11 protein-coding genes and 1 other RNA gene are annotated in these 14,658 nt (G+C 63.0%); 9 read left to right on the forward strand and 3 right to left on the reverse strand.

Annotated features, from left to right (window positions below; translation table 11 throughout):
* Nucleotides 1–1,837 (reverse strand): DNA gyrase subunit A (gyrA, locus tag ACNPP0_RS24715; RefSeq protein WP_448707269.1); only part of this gene is annotated, 1,837 nt, incomplete at its 3' end.
* 413 nt (nucleotides 1,838–2,250) lie between these two features.
* Here gyrA and ompA point away from each other — a divergent pair.
* The 5 genes from ompA (at nucleotide 2,251) to ssrA (ending at nucleotide 6,683) form a co-directional block, all read left to right on the forward strand.
* Nucleotides 2,251–2,832, forward strand: coding sequence for an outer membrane protein OmpA (gene ompA / locus ACNPP0_RS24720; RefSeq protein ID WP_006225153.1), 582 nt, complete (start codon nucleotides 2,251–2,253; stop codon nucleotides 2,830–2,832).
* A 155-nt stretch (nucleotides 2,833–2,987) separates the two neighbouring features.
* Nucleotides 2,988–3,716: a bifunctional 2-polyprenyl-6-hydroxyphenol methylase/3-demethylubiquinol 3-O-methyltransferase UbiG gene (gene ubiG / locus ACNPP0_RS24725; RefSeq protein WP_448707270.1), complete on the forward strand. Its 729-nt coding sequence runs from the start codon at nucleotides 2,988–2,990 to the stop codon at nucleotides 3,714–3,716.
* On the forward strand, nucleotides 3,713–4,387 hold the full coding sequence (locus ACNPP0_RS24730) for an HAD-IA family hydrolase (protein ID WP_332610509.1): 675 nt from the start codon (nucleotides 3,713–3,715) through the stop codon (nucleotides 4,385–4,387). Before ubiG ends, ACNPP0_RS24730 begins: the two co-directional genes overlap by 4 nt.
* A 614-nt stretch (nucleotides 4,388–5,001) precedes the next feature.
* A complete protein-coding gene (locus ACNPP0_RS24735) occupies nucleotides 5,002–6,180 on the forward strand; it encodes an MFS transporter (protein ID WP_332610510.1) in 1,179 nt (392 codons plus the stop codon).
* 113 nt (nucleotides 6,181–6,293) lie between these two features.
* Nucleotides 6,294–6,683: a transfer-messenger RNA gene (ssrA, locus tag ACNPP0_RS24740) on the forward strand.
* A gap of 167 nt (nucleotides 6,684–6,850) precedes the next feature.
* Here the strand turns inward: ssrA and ACNPP0_RS24745 are convergent.
* A complete protein-coding gene (locus ACNPP0_RS24745) occupies nucleotides 6,851–7,528 on the reverse strand; it encodes a carboxymuconolactone decarboxylase family protein (protein WP_448707271.1) in 678 nt (225 codons plus the stop codon).
* A 136-nt stretch (nucleotides 7,529–7,664) separates the two neighbouring features.
* Nucleotides 7,665–8,180 (reverse strand): (R)-mandelonitrile lyase, encoded by a 516-nt coding sequence (locus ACNPP0_RS24750; RefSeq protein ID WP_448707272.1) that lies wholly within the window; start codon nucleotides 8,178–8,180, stop codon nucleotides 7,665–7,667.
* 131 nt (nucleotides 8,181–8,311) lie between these two features.
* Between ACNPP0_RS24750 and ACNPP0_RS24755 the strand changes: the two genes are divergently transcribed.
* From ACNPP0_RS24755 to ACNPP0_RS24770, 4 genes are all read left to right on the forward strand, one after another.
* A complete protein-coding gene (locus tag ACNPP0_RS24755) occupies nucleotides 8,312–9,220 on the forward strand; it encodes a LysR family transcriptional regulator (protein ID WP_448707277.1) in 909 nt (302 codons plus the stop codon).
* Between the two features lie 198 nt (nucleotides 9,221–9,418).
* Nucleotides 9,419–10,579, forward strand: a complete 1,161-nt coding sequence (gene wecB / locus ACNPP0_RS24760) for a non-hydrolyzing UDP-N-acetylglucosamine 2-epimerase (RefSeq protein ID WP_448707273.1) — start codon at nucleotides 9,419–9,421, stop codon at nucleotides 10,577–10,579.
* 118 nt (nucleotides 10,580–10,697) lie between these two features.
* Nucleotides 10,698–12,914: a cellulose biosynthesis cyclic di-GMP-binding regulatory protein BcsB gene (locus tag ACNPP0_RS24765; RefSeq protein ID WP_448707274.1), complete on the forward strand. Its 2,217-nt coding sequence runs from the start codon at nucleotides 10,698–10,700 to the stop codon at nucleotides 12,912–12,914.
* Between the two features lie 13 nt (nucleotides 12,915–12,927).
* On the forward strand, nucleotides 12,928–14,622 hold the full coding sequence (locus ACNPP0_RS24770) for a glycosyl transferase family protein (protein ID WP_448707275.1): 1,695 nt from the start codon (nucleotides 12,928–12,930) through the stop codon (nucleotides 14,620–14,622).
* The last annotated feature ends 36 nt before the right edge of the window (nucleotides 14,623–14,658 follow it).

A 14,658-nucleotide genomic window follows, 5' to 3' on the forward strand; every position in this document is an offset into this window, starting at 1 on the left:
GCCAATACACACGACCGCGGTTCGAGAAGCACAAGAGATAATCGTGCGTGTTCGCGATGAACAGCTGGTCGATCCAGTCGTTTTCCTTCATCGCCGTGGCTTGCTTGCCGCGCCCACCGCGCTTTTGCGAACGGTATTCGGACAGCGGTTGGCTCTTGATGTAGCCACCGTGCGACAGGGTCACGACCATGTCGGTCGGCGTGATCAGGTCTTCGGTGTCAAGCTCGGTTGCGTTCAGTTCGATTTCCGAGCGACGCGCATCCTTCGTGTTCGTCGAGAATTCGGCCTTGATGGCCTGAAGCTCGTCGCTGATGATGGTCGTGATGCGCTCGGGGCGTGCCAGGATGTCGAGCAGGTCGGCGATGGTGGACATGATGTCCTTGTATTCGCCGACGATCTTGTCCTGCTCAAGCCCGGTCAGGCGTTGCAGGCGCATGTTCAGGATTTCCTGAGCCTGCGTGTCGCTCAGACGGTACAGGCCGTCGCCTTGAAGACCGAATTCGGTGCCCAGGTCGTCCGGACGGAAGGCCGCGCGGCCTCCCGGCGTGTCGCCATCGGCGCGCGAAAGCATGTCGCGAACCAGCGACGAATCCCACGATTTGGCCATCAATTCCTGGCGCGCGACGGGAGGCGTCGGCGCGGCCTTGATGATCGCGATGAAGTCGTCGATGTTTGCCAGCGCAACGGCCAGGCCTTCCAGCACGTGGCCGCGTTCGCGAGCCTTGCGCAGTTGGAACACCGTGCGGCGCGTGACCACTTCGCGGCGATGTTGCAGGAAGTAGTCGATCATCTGCTTCAGGTTGAGCAGGCGCGGCTGGCCATCGACCAGCGCCACCAGGTTCATCCCGAAGGTGTCTTGCAACTGCGTGTTCTTGTACAGGTTGTTCAGCACAACCTCAGGCACTTCACCGCGCTTGAGTTCGATGACCAGGCGCATGCCGTCCTTGTCGGACTCGTCGCGAATATCGGAGATGCCTTCGATCTTCTTGTCGTTGACGAGTTCGGCGATACGTTCCTGCAGCGTCTTCTTGTTGACCTGGTAGGGGATGGCGTCGATGACGATGGCTTGGCGGTTGCCCTTTTCCATGTCTTCGAAGTGCGTCTTGGCGCGCATGATGACGCGACCGCGACCCGTGCGATAACCCTCGCGCACGCCGGACATGCCGTAAATGATGCCGCCCGTGGGAAAGTCCGGCGCCGGGATGATCTCGATGAGTTCATCGACCGTGCAGGCCGGGTTGCGCAAGCAGTACAGGCAGCCGTCGACCACTTCCTGCAAGTTGTGCGGCGGGATATTGGTGGCCATTCCCACGGCGATGCCAGAGCTGCCGTTCACCAGCAGGTTGGGCAGACGCGAGGGCAACAGCAGCGGTTCTTGTTCGCTGCCGTCATAGTTGGGGCCGAAGTCCACCGTCTCCTGGTCGATGTCGGCCAGCAGCTCGTGGGCGATCTTCGCCAAGCGGATTTCGGTGTACCGCATCGCCGCGGCGTTATCGCCGTCGATCGAGCCGAAGTTGCCCTGGCCGTCCACAAGCATGTAGCGCATGGAGAAATCCTGCGCCATGCGGACGATGGTGTCGTACACGGATTGGTCACCGTGGGGGTGGTATTTACCGATTACGTCCCCGACGATACGCGCCGACTTCTTGTAAGCGCGGTTCCAATCGTTGTTCAGCTCATGCATCGCGTAGAGCACGCGCCGGTGGACGGGCTTGAGCCCATCCCGCACATCCGGTAGCGCCCGCCCAACGATCACGCTCATCGCGTAATCGAGGTAACTGCGGCGCATCTCTTCTTCCAGCGAAACCGGAAGCGTCTCCTTGGCAAAGGAATCCATATATATAACGACAGAATCGTGTAAGGAGGAACCCGGGCCGGGTAAACAGGAAATTCTATCATTCGATTCCGTTCCCGTTTGCCCGGCTTGCTTGCGGTGTGCCGCAAGGCGTCGGCTTGGACGGCCGGTCGGACAGGTCCCTCGGCCGCCGGGCCACGCCCTCCACCCCTGTTGTCAAAAACCAACATGGAAAACCGAACGAGCGCCGAAAACGCCATATCCAGCATTAATGCGCCTCTCCAGGGAAGCCAAAGGTGCCCAAATGCCTTAAGATTGTTTCCAGCACGCAGGAAACCCAGTAGCTAATCCTTTGAACCAGCTCTTGGCGTTGCTATACTGGCCCCGTTTTCCTGATATGCGGCGGGGGTTCGCTGCGAGTCACTTATCCAGCTTCAAGCTCAACGAGGAGAAACATGAACAAACCCTCCAAATTCGCTCTGGCGCTCGCCTTCGCCGCCGTCACGGCCTCTGGTGTAGCTTCCGCGCAAACCGTGGACAACTGGCGCAACCCGTTCGGTAACGTTTGGAAAAACGGTACGAACGAACTGTGCTGGCGCGATGCTTTCTGGACCCCTGCCACCGGTATCCCCGGTTGCGACGGTGTCCCGGTTGCACAACAGAAGGCGAAGCCGGCCCCGATGGCGGCAAAGGTCGTGTTCAATGCTGACACGTTCTTCGACTTCGACAAGTCGACCCTGAAGCCCGAAGGTCGTCAGCTGCTGGATCAAGTTGCCCAGCAAGCTCGCGGTATCGAGCTGGAAACCATCATTGCTGTTGGCCACACCGATTCGATCGGTACTGACGCCTACAACCAGAAGCTGTCCGAGCGCCGCGCCGCTTCGGTCAAGACCTACCTGGTCAGCAAGGGTATCGACCCCAACCGTATCTACACGGAAGGTAAGGGCGAGTCGAACCCGATCGCTTCCAACAAGACGAAAGAGGGCCGCGCCCAAAACCGTCGCGTTGAAATCGAAATCGTGGGTAGCCGCAAGTAATTGCCGGACTAGCTACAATAAGGGGCCTCGCATAGCGAGGCCCTTTTTTTCGTCCGTCATGCACCAGGTTGGTGCCATGGCGTGCGGCCTGCCTCGCCCCGTGCGCGGCAGCCGCCCCTCTATATATATAGCGTCGCCTTTCGCTGGACCTTCCCATGACCACGCAAATTCACGACTCCGACCGCCCTGCCGTCAACGCCGACCAAGCCGAACTGGACAAGTTCAGCGCCCTGGCCAGCCGCTGGTGGGACCCCGAAAGCGAGTTCAAGCCGCTGCACGCCATCAACCCGCTACGGCTGGAGTGGATTCAGGAATGTGCGGGCAACCTGGCGGGCAGGAAGGTGCTGGACGTCGGATGCGGCGGAGGCATCCTGGCTGAAGCCATGGCGCGCGGCGGTGCGGAAGTCACCGGTATCGACCTGGCCGACAAGTCGCTTAAAGTGGCACGCTTGCACGGACTGGAATCGGGCGTAAAGGTGGAATACCGCAAGGTGCCCGTTGAAGAGCTGGCTGTCGAGCAGCCCGGCCAGTACGACGTGGTCACCTGCATGGAAATGCTGGAGCATGTGCCGGATCCGGCATCCATCGTGCGCGCCTGCTCGACGCTAGTGAAACCGGGCGGCTGGGTGTTCTTTTCGACACTGAACCGCAACGCCAAGGCCTTTCTCTTCGCTATCATTGGCGCCGAATATGTTCTGCGGCTGCTGCCGCGCGGCACGCACAGCTATGACCAGTTCATCAAGCCCAGCGAGCTGTCCGCGGCCGCTCGCGCCGCCCAACTGGAGCCGATCAGCATGCGGGGCATGGAATACAACCCGATTACGCAGATCTATTCGCTGTCGTCCGACACCTCGGTCAACTATCTGATGGCTACCCGAAAATGAGCGCCCTGATCCTGTTTGATTTCGACGGCACCCTGGCCGATACCGCCCCCGACCTGGCCGCCGCCGCCAACCAGCAACGTACGCGCCGCGGCCTGGAGCCCATGCCGTACGAAGCCTTGCGTCCGGTGGCGTCACAAGGCGCGCGTGGCCTGCTGCGCGTCGCACTGGACCTGGCACCCGGCGATCCGGATTACGAGCCGACACGTCTCCAGTTCCTGGAAGACTATGCGGCCAGCTCCACAGTGCACAGCAAGCTTTTCCCCGGAATCGAGCAATTGCTGGCGGACATTCGCGAACGCGGCCTGTCGTGGGGCATTGTCACCAATAAAGTGACGTATCTGACACTGCCCATCGTCGAATTTCTGGATTTGACCCGCGACAGCGCCGTGCTGGTCTGCGGCGACACCACCGCCCACGCCAAGCCACACCCGCTGCCGCTGCAACATGCGGCTCGGGAAGCCGGGTTTGCCACCGACCGCTGCGTCTATGTGGGTGACGACTTGCGCGACATCCAGGCGGCGCACGCCGCCGGCATGCCCGCCGTGGCAGCCGCCTACGGGTACGTGGGCGAAGACGACGACATCATCAGTTGGCAGGCCGAAACACGCGCCAACACCCCGGAAGAGCTCTGGGCCGCCATCCACCCGTTGCTGCCCAGCGACGTGCGCTGAAGCGAGGTGGCGGCGGGCTAGGGGTTCGCCGCCTCTCTTGATCGGGCTCCCGAATCAGCCTTTTTGGTTCAGCCTCTTTGGTTCAGCCTCTTTGGTTCAGCCTCTTTGGTTCAGCCTCTTCGGTTCAGCCTCTTCGGTTCAGCCCCTACTGTTTAGCCCCCTACTGTTCAGCCCCTACTGTTCAGCCCCTCTTCTCCGCCTCCCAAACGCGTCCCTCCTTGCGCGTCTCTTCCCTGTCGCCCTGTCGCCCCGCTCACGCCGACCATCATGAGCGTCCCATTCGGCCCAGGGCTGCGCACGCATTAGTTGACTCGCGCGAACAATCTTTCCGCCCGAGTCTGCTTTATCCGGATTTCGAACTCCCTTAAAGTGTGAACCATCCCCGGCGGTTGGGACCTTCCGATTGCCGATTCGGCCCTCGCTGGCGTGGGGGCAGCGCTTTCATCCGCCCCGCTTCCTTCACCGCACACGCCTAACCGCACACACCTTACCGCCGACGACATAACGCCGTTGTGCAGCGCGCCACGCAATTGCCGTCGCGCGGTTTTGACCTTTTCGATCACAACGCCCTGCCCCCACGCGCCGCCATGTGGCATCGCGCCAGAGGAATGCCTATGCTTTTGCCCATCCTGCTACTTTCCGCCGCCGGTTTCACCATCCTCACCACCGAATTCCTGATCGTCGGCCTGTTGCCCGGCTTGGCCCGCGATCTGAATGTGACCGTTTCACAGGCTGGCCTGCTGGTCACGCTGTTTGCTTTCACGGTTGCCGCCACGGGCCCCTTGTTAACGGCCTTGATGGCCAACGTAGAACGCAAACGCCTGTTTATTGGCGTCCTGGCGTTGTTTGGCGTGTCAAACGCCGTGGCTGCCCTGGCGCCCAATATCTGGGTCATGGCCGTGGCCCGTTTCGTGCCTGCCTTGGCCTTGCCCGTATTCTGGTCGCTGGCCAGCGCCACCGCCGTTGAACTGGTGGGCCCGGCGCGCGCCGGGCGTGCTATATCGCTGGTCGCCTTCGGCATCGTGGCGGCCACCGTGTTCGGCATCCCGATTGGGGTGCTGATATCGGACGCGTTCGGTTGGCGTGCCGCGTTCTGGGTGCTGTCGGGCGTGGCGTTCGCCAAAGCCCTGCTGCTGTTGCTGACTTTTCCCAGCACCCGGATCCGCGCCGACAGCGTCAAGTTGGTGACACAGCTACGCATCCTGCGCGACCCGATCGTGCTGGGCCACGTGGTGCTGTCGCTGCTGGTGTTCACCGGCATGTTCACGGCCTACACCTATCTGGCAGATATGCTTGAACGACTGGCCGGATTCAACGGCCAGATCGTTGGCTGGACGATGATGGCTTTTGGCGCCGTGGGCCTGATCGGCAACACGCTGGGCGGCCGCATGGTCGACCGTAGCCCGCTGGGCGCAACGGCGCTGTTTTCGTCCATGATGGCGGCCGGGCTGGTGTTCGTCGCGCCGGTGATGCAATCGCATGGCTTGCTGGCGGTGGCGTTGGGGCTGTGGGGCATCGCCCAGGCGGCGCTGTTCATTGTGTGCCACGTCCGGCTGATGAAGGCGGCCCCGCAGGCGCCGGCCTTCGCCGCGTCGCTGAACATCTCGGGCGCCAATATCGGTATCGGGCTGGGCGCCGTGGTGGGCGGCCATGTCATCGACAACTATGGGCTGGCATCGTTGGGCTGGGCCGCCGCGCTGATCGTGGCGATTTCCGTGGGTTTGGCGCTGGCGCTGATGGCGGCTTCACGCGGCCGCGCGCCCGCGGAACCTGCTTGCGCAAACGCCGTCTAAGGTCGGTAAGACGCGGGCCAGAACCCGCTGTCGCCCCCGCGCCACGCCTCGTTTGGCGGGCCGGTGGACAGTACAGCGGGCTATGGCATTTACCAGTACAATAGGAAGTTCTTGGGGCCGATCCGGATTCGACGTGGGTCGCGAAACAACTCAGGGCATGCCGAGCACCAGTTCGCTCGTTAAACCACTGGAAACACTACAAACGCCAACGACGAGCGTTTCGCTCTCGCCGCTTAAGCGGTGAGCCGCTGCACTGATCTGTCCTTGGGTCAGGCGGAGGAAGGCAACTTCCTAGGGGGGTAACCCTCGAACCGCAGCAGCGACATTCACAAGGAATCGGTCTGCGCTGGGGTCACACGGCTCAGATTTAAATTACGTGAATCGCTTTGGTCCGGCCTGTCGGTTGGCTAAGTCCAAAGTTAAAACTAAATAAATCGACTACGCATGTAGAACTGATTGCAGAGGGCTTGCGGACGGGGGTTCAATTCCCCCCGGCTCCACCAAATACCCTTGATGCCGGTTTTCCTGATTTTCGGCATTTTGATTTTCAGGAATAACGTTTTAGCCGAAAGGCTCATTACTGACCGGCACTGACCGCTAGACGCAAAAAGCCCCTCGACATATCGTCGAGCGGCTTTTTCTTTTCGGATCTCCGAAACCGTTTTCCCAATCAACCCGCTGCCTTCGTCGCTAAATGGCGGTCCAGCGCGGCACGGGCCCGCTGGGCATACGCGGGGTCCGCGCGTTCCTCCAGAATCTGCCCAAGGTGATGGAGCTGGCCTTCGGTAATGCCCACATTCATGCTGATGCGCATGTGCGCCTGTAACTGCGGTTCGGCGCCAGGCAGTGCCGACAGCATTCCTACCGTGGCCAGTTCCCGGCTTTGCCAATCGAGATTGTCGCGCTCAAAAATATCGCCGAACAGATGCGCACGCAGGTATTCGTTGGCGACGGGTGCGAAGTCGAACAGCGGCCCCGCCACCTCCCCGCCCGATAGTTTGGTTTGATTGGCAGTGCCTGCCGCGAGCAAAGCGTCGCCTTTCGGGATGGGGCGGCTGGGCTCGCTGCCGGGCGCGTCATCAATGCCGCGCTGCTTGCGCGCCTGTTGCACTTTCATCAATTCGCCCAGGGCGTTCAAGCTGCGCGGGAACCCGGCGTACGCGTAGAGTTGCACCAGCACTTCCTTGATGTCGCTAAGCGTCATGCCGGCGTCCAAGCCTTGGTTCAAAGCGGCGTTCAGCTTGCTAAGATCGCCGGCGGCGGCAAATGCCGCGATCGGCACAATCGCTTGTTGACGCATAGACAGCGTCTGGTCGGTGATTGGGGACGTGGTTTGGGCGGCGGGCATGGGTTGGGACTCCTGTTGATTCGCGGTGGACGGGGCGGTCGGGGTGGGTGGGGCGGCCTGCGCAGTGTGGACGCCCGCGCAAACCAGGCTCAGGCTCAACGCCAATACGCGGCCATAACTCCACGTAGCGGCGTATTTAGCGCGCGTCATATTGTTCATCGCTGACTTTTTCCATCCAGGTCACGTTCTTGCCTTGCGCCGTGCCGGTGACCGCAAGGTGCGTCATCGCGGTGTTGGGGGCGGCGCCGTGCCAGTGCTTGACGTCGGGCGGGCACCAGACCACGTCGCCTGGGCGTATCTCCTGCACGGGGCCGCCCCATTCCTGAGTAAGTCCCACGCCCGACACCACGACCAGGCGCTGGCCCGCGGGGTGCGTATGCCAGGCGGAACGTGAACCGGGCTCGAAGGTGACCAAGCCCCCCGACGCGTTGATGTGCGTATCGGCCGGCCAGACCGGATCCACCCGCACGGGTCCGGTGAAGTAATCCTCGGGTCCGGCCATCGAAGGCTGACTGCCCGCGCGCGTTAGCTGTTGCCTGCCTGTAGCCGGCTTCGAATCGAGCGCTTGAGCGGGGCCCGCGACGCCCGCAGCGCCCGAGGAGCCCGTGTGCAGTGCCGCCAGGCAGATGGCTGTTTTACAAAGCGTGTTCATGAATCGGTCCTGTTCTGTAAGGGAATGGCAGCGCAATGCCGTTGCGCCGCTGGCTTTTTCACACTGTATGATCCGAACCATTAGCTGAGAAGACAGCAAAGTGCGCACACACTGGTGTAAGCCACTCACCAATTACCAAAGAAAACCTGAACGACCTGCAAGCTTTCGTGGCCGTGGCGCGCGAACGCAGCTTTACCCGGGCCGCCGCGCAGCTGGGCGTGTCGCGCTCTGCCCTCAGCCATGCCATGCTTGCCCTGGAAGCGCGCCTGGGCGTGCGTTTATTGACGCGCACCACGCGCAGCGTTTCCACCACGGAGGCCGGCAACCGGCTGCTGAACGTGCTGGCTCCCAGGCTTAGCGAGATCGAGCAAGAGCTGGCATCGCTGAACGCCATGCGCGACAAGCCTGCCGGCTCCGTACGCATCACCGCGCACGACCACGCCATCGCCACGGTGCTTTGGCCGCGGTTGGCTCCCTTGCTGAAGCAATATCCCGACATCCAGATTGAGTTCAGCGTGGATTACGCGTTCACGGATATTGCCGCGCATCGTTTTGACGCGGGCGTGCGCGTGGGCAACCGCGTGGACAAGGACATGATCGCGGTCCGCATCGCACCCGAACTGCGCATGGCGGTGGCGGGGTCTCCGGAATATCTGGCGGGCAGGCCGTTGCCGATCACCCCGCAAGACCTGACCGAGCATCGCTGCGTGAACCTGCGCCTTCCCACCCATGGCGGCTTGTATGCCTGGGATTTCGAAAAGAATGGGCAGGCCTTGAACGTCCGCGTCGATGGCCAAACCGTGTTCAACAACACCTTCCTGATGCTGCAAGCGGCGTTGGACGGCCTGGGCCTGGCGTATGTTCCGTTCGACTTGATGCAGCCACATATCGACAGCGGCCGCCTGATCCCGGTGCTTGAGGATTGGTGGCCCCGTTTTCCCGGCTACCACCTTTATTACGCCAGCCGACGCCACATCTCGCCAGCGCTGGCGCTGGTGATCGAAGCGCTGCGGTATCGGCCCGACGACGCGCCGCGTTAACACCGGACGTGCAGCGAACCCTTCCAAGCCAACTCGTGGAGTTGGCCTTTTTTGCATCTTGACAACGCCTGGCGACACGGCGCGGTGCTTGTCCCCTGTAGCGCCGAATAGGGCAGTTACTGACATAATCCGTCACATATTACGAATATTTTCAAGACATAATGGACGCCACCACGCTCTGGGGAGGGTCATCTTGTGATGAAAGTCCTATCCATCTTCGGGACCCGTCCTGAAGCCATCAAGATGGCGCCGCTGGTCACCGCGCTTGGCAAAGAGCCGCAGATACAGAGCGTGGTGTGCGTGACCGGCCAGCACCGCGAGATGTTGGACCAGGTACTGGCGCTGTTTGACCTGCGCGCCCAGCACGACCTGGACGTCATGGTGCCCAATCAAACACTGAACGGCCTGTATGCGCGGCTGATTTCAAGCGTGGACAAGGTGCTGGACGCGGAACACCCCGACTGCGTACTTGTGCACGGGGACACCAGCACCGCGTCGGCGTGTGCGCTGGCATCTTTCCACCGGCGCGTGCGCATCGGCCACGTTGAAGCCGGTTTGCGCACCGGCAACCTGGCCATGCCGTTTCCTGAAGAAATGAACCGGCGCGTCGTCGACGCGGTGGGTGACTGGCTGTTCGCGCCCACGGCGCAATCGCGCGGCAACCTGATGCGCGAAGACCTTGCCGGACAAATCACCGTGACCGGCAATACCGTCATTGATGCCCTGGCGATGACCTGCGCCAAGCTGGACCCCGCAGGGCCCCTCGTGCAAGGACTGGAAGCGCGCTACGACTGGCTCGACCCCACGCGGCGCCTGCTGCTGGTCACCGGCCATCGACGCGAGAGTTTTGGCGGCGGCTTCAAGAACATCTGCGCGGCGTTGGCGGAACTGGCGCGCCGCGATGATTTGCAGATTGTGTACCCCGTGCATCTGAATCCGCAGGTGCGCAATGTGGTCATGACGGACCTGGCCGGGCTGTCCCATGTGCATCTGATTGATCCGCTGGATTACCTGGACTTCGTGTGGTTCATGCAGCGCGCCCATCTCATCCTGACGGATTCGGGCGGCGTGCAGGAAGAAGCGCCTTATCTGGGCAAGCCCGTTTTGGTGATGCGCGACGTGACCGAGCGCCCCGAAGCCGTCGAAGCCGGCACGGTGGCCCTGGTGGGCACCGACACGCGGCGCATCGTTACCCAGGTGAACCGGCTGCTGGACGACACCGACCAGCACGCCTCGTTCTCGCGTCGCATCAACCCCTATGGCGACGGCCGCGCCAGCCAGCGCATCGTGGACGCGCTATGCGGGCGCGCAGTTTCCGAGTTCGATCCGTACCGCGACGCCAATGCGCCCTTGCCCTGATGTCACGGCCCTGCCCCTGACCAGTAGCCCTTATCAATCGCTCGTGATCACTTGTCCCGAGCCATTGCGCTAATTCGCCCCGACCTTATTCGCGACGCATTCCGCCCCGGAGCCCCCAATGCACCCCAGCGCCCTGCCCGTCCCCGTTGCCCGAGTCCTTTGCCGTGCCTTGATGATGGCGGGGTTGGTCCTGCCGCTAAGCAGCTTGGCCAGCCCCGCCGGCGATGCGTTGCGGCGCTTGCAGGGCGATGGATGGATCACGCGCGACACCACCTTGCTTGACCTGGGCGTCAAGGACCCCGTCGTCCTCAGCAACAGCGACGCGCGGCAGGAGTTCTATCTGCCCGTGCCGCGCGGCGTGCCGATTTCGGACGCCACGCTGACGTTCGATGCCAGATATGCCAAGGGAGAAGCCGGCCGGACCACCATGGTGCTATGGCTGGATGGCGTGCCGCAAACGGCGGAGCGCGTCGCCGATGGAGACGGGTCCATGACTCGCAGCCTGAACGTCGAGAGCCGCAACCGGGAATCCGGCTTCTTGCGGCTGGGCGTGGACTGGCAATCAGAGATCGCGCTGCGCCGCTGCGAAAGCAACCGCGCCACCGCCAATGCGCTGATCATTTCACCGCAAACGCACCTGCGCTATCGCTACGATGCCTCGGCCATCGGCAACCTGGACGACGCCTGGGCCACGCTGCCCGGCAGGCCCGTGCTGATGGTGTCGGGCACCAAGCTGGACCAGCAGGCCTTCGATAGCGCCTGGCGGCTGGGCGTGGCCTTGGAACGGTCGGGCAAGCGCGTCGCGGTCCGCGCGTTCCCGTCGGTGGGCGACGAGATCGATACGCGCGGCCTGCAAGCGCCGGCCGGGCTGGAACAGCTTGCGGCCGTTGCCGCCGTTGCCAACAAGCCCGCGCACAAACTGGCCAGCCCCGCAGAAATCGGCGCCCTGCTGGTGATGGGCGCCCCCGCCGTCAGCGGCGATGTGGTGATTGCCGACGCCGCGCTGCGGGGCCGCTATAACGAAGCACTGGATGCGCTGGCCGCGCAGCTTGCCGGTGACGCCGACGCGGCCGCCGCCTTCAAAGCCTGGCGCCAGGCGCGCATACCGCTGGCCGGCGCCGACCTGCCCTCGCGCGATATCCGCTTGCTGCCGCTGGGCCGGCAGGCCGTCATTGCGGTGGCGGCCGACGCGGGCGCGCAAGCGGCGGGCGCTTTTGACAGTGCATGGCGTCGCATCCTGGTCACGCGGCAGGTCAACATCAAAACGGCCACATCGCCGCAGGCCGCCGACGACGGTGCCGTGCGCCTGACCACGCTGGGCGGATCAGCGACCAGCTTCGACGTCGTGGCGCGTGGCGACTGGACCACCACTTTCCCGCTGTCCACCGTGTCCTCGGACGGCTTGATGCCCGATGAATTGGTGCTGGACCTGGCGGCGGCCCCCGGCGCATCGTCCACGCGCCCCGTGGCATCGGTGTTCTGGAATGGCATCTTGCTGGCGGCCCGGCAAATGGATGCCGACGGCAAACCCGAGCGCCTGACGGCCCGCGTGCCTGGCTATGCCTTGGGCGTGACCAATGCGCTGCGCGTCCAGTTCCAGCGCCAGCCCGTGTCGGTGGACTGCAACGAGATTGCCCAGGGTTACCCGGTAAACGTGCTGCCCACCAGCTACATCAAGCCCGGCAAACCGCAGCCCGACGGCACCTTTGTCGGGCTGTTGCCGCTGCTGGCCGGCAACCCGCAACTGATCATTCCGGACGGCTATCTGGCCGACGCGCCAGACAACATCAAGCGGGTGATCGGCATCGCCTCGGCCAGCGGCGTGTCGGCCACGCGCGCGGAATTGTCGGTAGCGCCGGCAGGCCAGCCGTTCAAGCCGGCACGCCCGTTCCTGGCCATGGAAGTGCCGGTGGACGGCGCCAAGCCCATGGTTCAGGTCACCGACCGCAAGCAACTGAAGGTGGATGGCCGCAACGCAACGTGGCTGGACCTCTCCGGGCTGGACCACCTGAGCACCGCCGAAGTCGTGCGCGGCAATGGCCAGGATGGCGTGCTTTGGCACACCGTGGGCCAACACCCGGGCATGCTGGACGCGCCTTTCGTGCTGAATCGGGGCAACGTGGCCGTGGTCGGCGCCAACGGGCCGATTGCGTGGATAGACAGCGCCAACCCGGAAGCCAGCAACCCCGCAAGCCCCGGCGGCAGCGCGTTCTTCGAATGGCGCCGCTACATCGCCTGGAGCGTGCCGGCAATCAGCGTCGCGTTGCTTGTGCTGATCCTGATCCTGATCGTGGCGCGACGCGTGGGCCGCAAGAAGAACCGCGGCAACCCGTAAGGCCGACACCGCCATGTCTTCGCTTTATTGGCCCTACTTCATCGCGGACTATTACCGCGGGCTGGAAGTGGTGACCGCCGTCGTGGGGGTCATCATCCTGCTGTCCAGCCTGGATGATCTGTTCATCGACGCCTGGTTCTGGCTGCGCGAACTGCGGCGTTCGCTGACCGTCAAGCGACGCTACACCGCGCTGTCGGCCGAGGAGTTGCGGGCCAAGCCCGAACAGCCGCTGGCCATCATGGTGCCGGCCTGGCTGGAGTACGACGTGATCTCATCGATGCTTGAAACCATGGTGTCCACGCTGGAATACAAGGACTACATGATCTTTGCGGGCACCTACCAGAACGACCAGCGCACCATCGACGAAGTAGAGCGGATGCGGCGGCGCTATCGCAAGCTGATCCGCGTGGAAGTGCCGCATGACGGGCCCACCTGCAAGGCGGATTGCCTGAACTGGATCGTCCAGGCCATCTTCGTGCAGAACGCCAAGCAGCCCGTGCCGTTTGCCGGCGTCATCCTGCACGACAGCGAAGACGTGCTGCACCCGCTGGAACTGAAGTACTACAACTATCTGCTGCCACGCATCGACTTCATCCAGCTGCCGGTCACGTCGCTGGAGCGTCACTGGCACGAGCTGGTGGCCGGCACCTACATGGATGAATTCGCCGAATGGCACACCAAGGACCTGGTGGTGCGCGAAAGCTTGTCGAAGATGGTGCCGTCCGCCGGCGTGGGCACCTGCTTTTCCCGACGCGCGCTAGAGGAACTGGCGGCCGAAACCAACAACCAGCCGTTCAATACCGACACGCTGACGGAAGACTACGACATCGGGGCGCGGTTGGCGCAGCGCGGCATGAAGCAGATCTTCGGCAAATTCGAAGTGGAATACGTCACGCGCCGCCGCTCGTGGTTCGGCCTGGGGCCTGAAAAAGTTTCCACGATCCGCATGCCGCTGGGCGTGCGCGAGTATTTTCCGAACACGTTTCGCACCGCGTACCGGCAAAAGGCGCGCTGGACGCTGGGCATCGGTTTGCAAGGCTGGCAACAGGTGGGCTGGACCGGGTCCCTGGCCAATCGGTACCTGCTGTTCCGTGACCGCAAGGGCCTGGTGACGTCGTTTATCGCCATCCTGGCCTACGTGTTGCTGGCGAACTTCTTCGTGTTCTTCCTGGCCGATAAATTCGGATGGTGGAAGGTGTATTACCCCTCGTATTTCCGGCCCGGCGGGTGGTTGGTGATACTGATGTGGGCTAACGCCGTGGCGCTGCTGCTGCGCGTTGTGCAGCGCGCGTACTTTGTCGGGCGCATGTATGGCTGGGAACACGCGGTGCTGTCGATTCCCCGCATGATCGTGGGCAACTTCATCAACGCCATGGCCGCGGCGCGGGCGTGGCGTTTGTTCATCGCCCACCTGGTCACGGGCAAGCGGCTGGCATGGGACAAGACCATGCACGACTTTCCCAGCACGGACCAGTTGTCGCAGCAACGCCAGCGGCTGGGCGAACTGTTGTTGTCGTGGCAGGCCATCGATCAGGACACGCTGGCGCGCGCCCTTGAAATCCAGGCGCGCGATAAAAAACCGTTGGGACAGATCCTGACCGAGCAAGGCTGGTTGGACGAAGGCACGCTAAGCGAAGCCATCGACTTTCAACAATCAGGACAGGCGACCACACCGCCGTATTCCAAAGACAAAGCCGCGCCGACATGACACCGTTGACCCGCTCGCTGATTCTGTCCGCCGCGC

Source organism: Achromobacter semiaridum, assembly GCF_053543755.1.

Bases quoted from the DNA above. Each gene is read 5' to 3' on its own strand.
- ACNPP0_RS24730 (WP_332610509.1), top strand. From the start codon at position 3,713: ATGAGCGCCCTGATCCTGTTTGATTTCGACGGCACCCTGGCCGATACC.
- ompA (WP_006225153.1), top strand. From the start codon at position 2,251: ATGAACAAACCCTCCAAATTCGCTCTGGCGCTCGCCTTCGCCGCCGTC.
- ACNPP0_RS24745 (WP_448707271.1), bottom strand. From the start codon at position 7,528: ATGCCCGCCGCCCAAACCACGTCCCCAATCACCGACCAGACGCTGTCT.
- ACNPP0_RS24765 (WP_448707274.1), top strand. From the start codon at position 10,698: ATGCACCCCAGCGCCCTGCCCGTCCCCGTTGCCCGAGTCCTTTGCCGT.
- ubiG (WP_448707270.1), top strand. From the start codon at position 2,988: ATGACCACGCAAATTCACGACTCCGACCGCCCTGCCGTCAACGCCGAC.
- wecB (WP_448707273.1), top strand. From the start codon at position 9,419: ATGAAAGTCCTATCCATCTTCGGGACCCGTCCTGAAGCCATCAAGATG.
- ACNPP0_RS24750 (WP_448707272.1), bottom strand. From the start codon at position 8,180: ATGAACACGCTTTGTAAAACAGCCATCTGCCTGGCGGCACTGCACACG.
- ACNPP0_RS24735 (WP_332610510.1), top strand. From the start codon at position 5,002: ATGCTTTTGCCCATCCTGCTACTTTCCGCCGCCGGTTTCACCATCCTC.
- ACNPP0_RS24770 (WP_448707275.1), top strand. From the start codon at position 12,928: ATGTCTTCGCTTTATTGGCCCTACTTCATCGCGGACTATTACCGCGGG.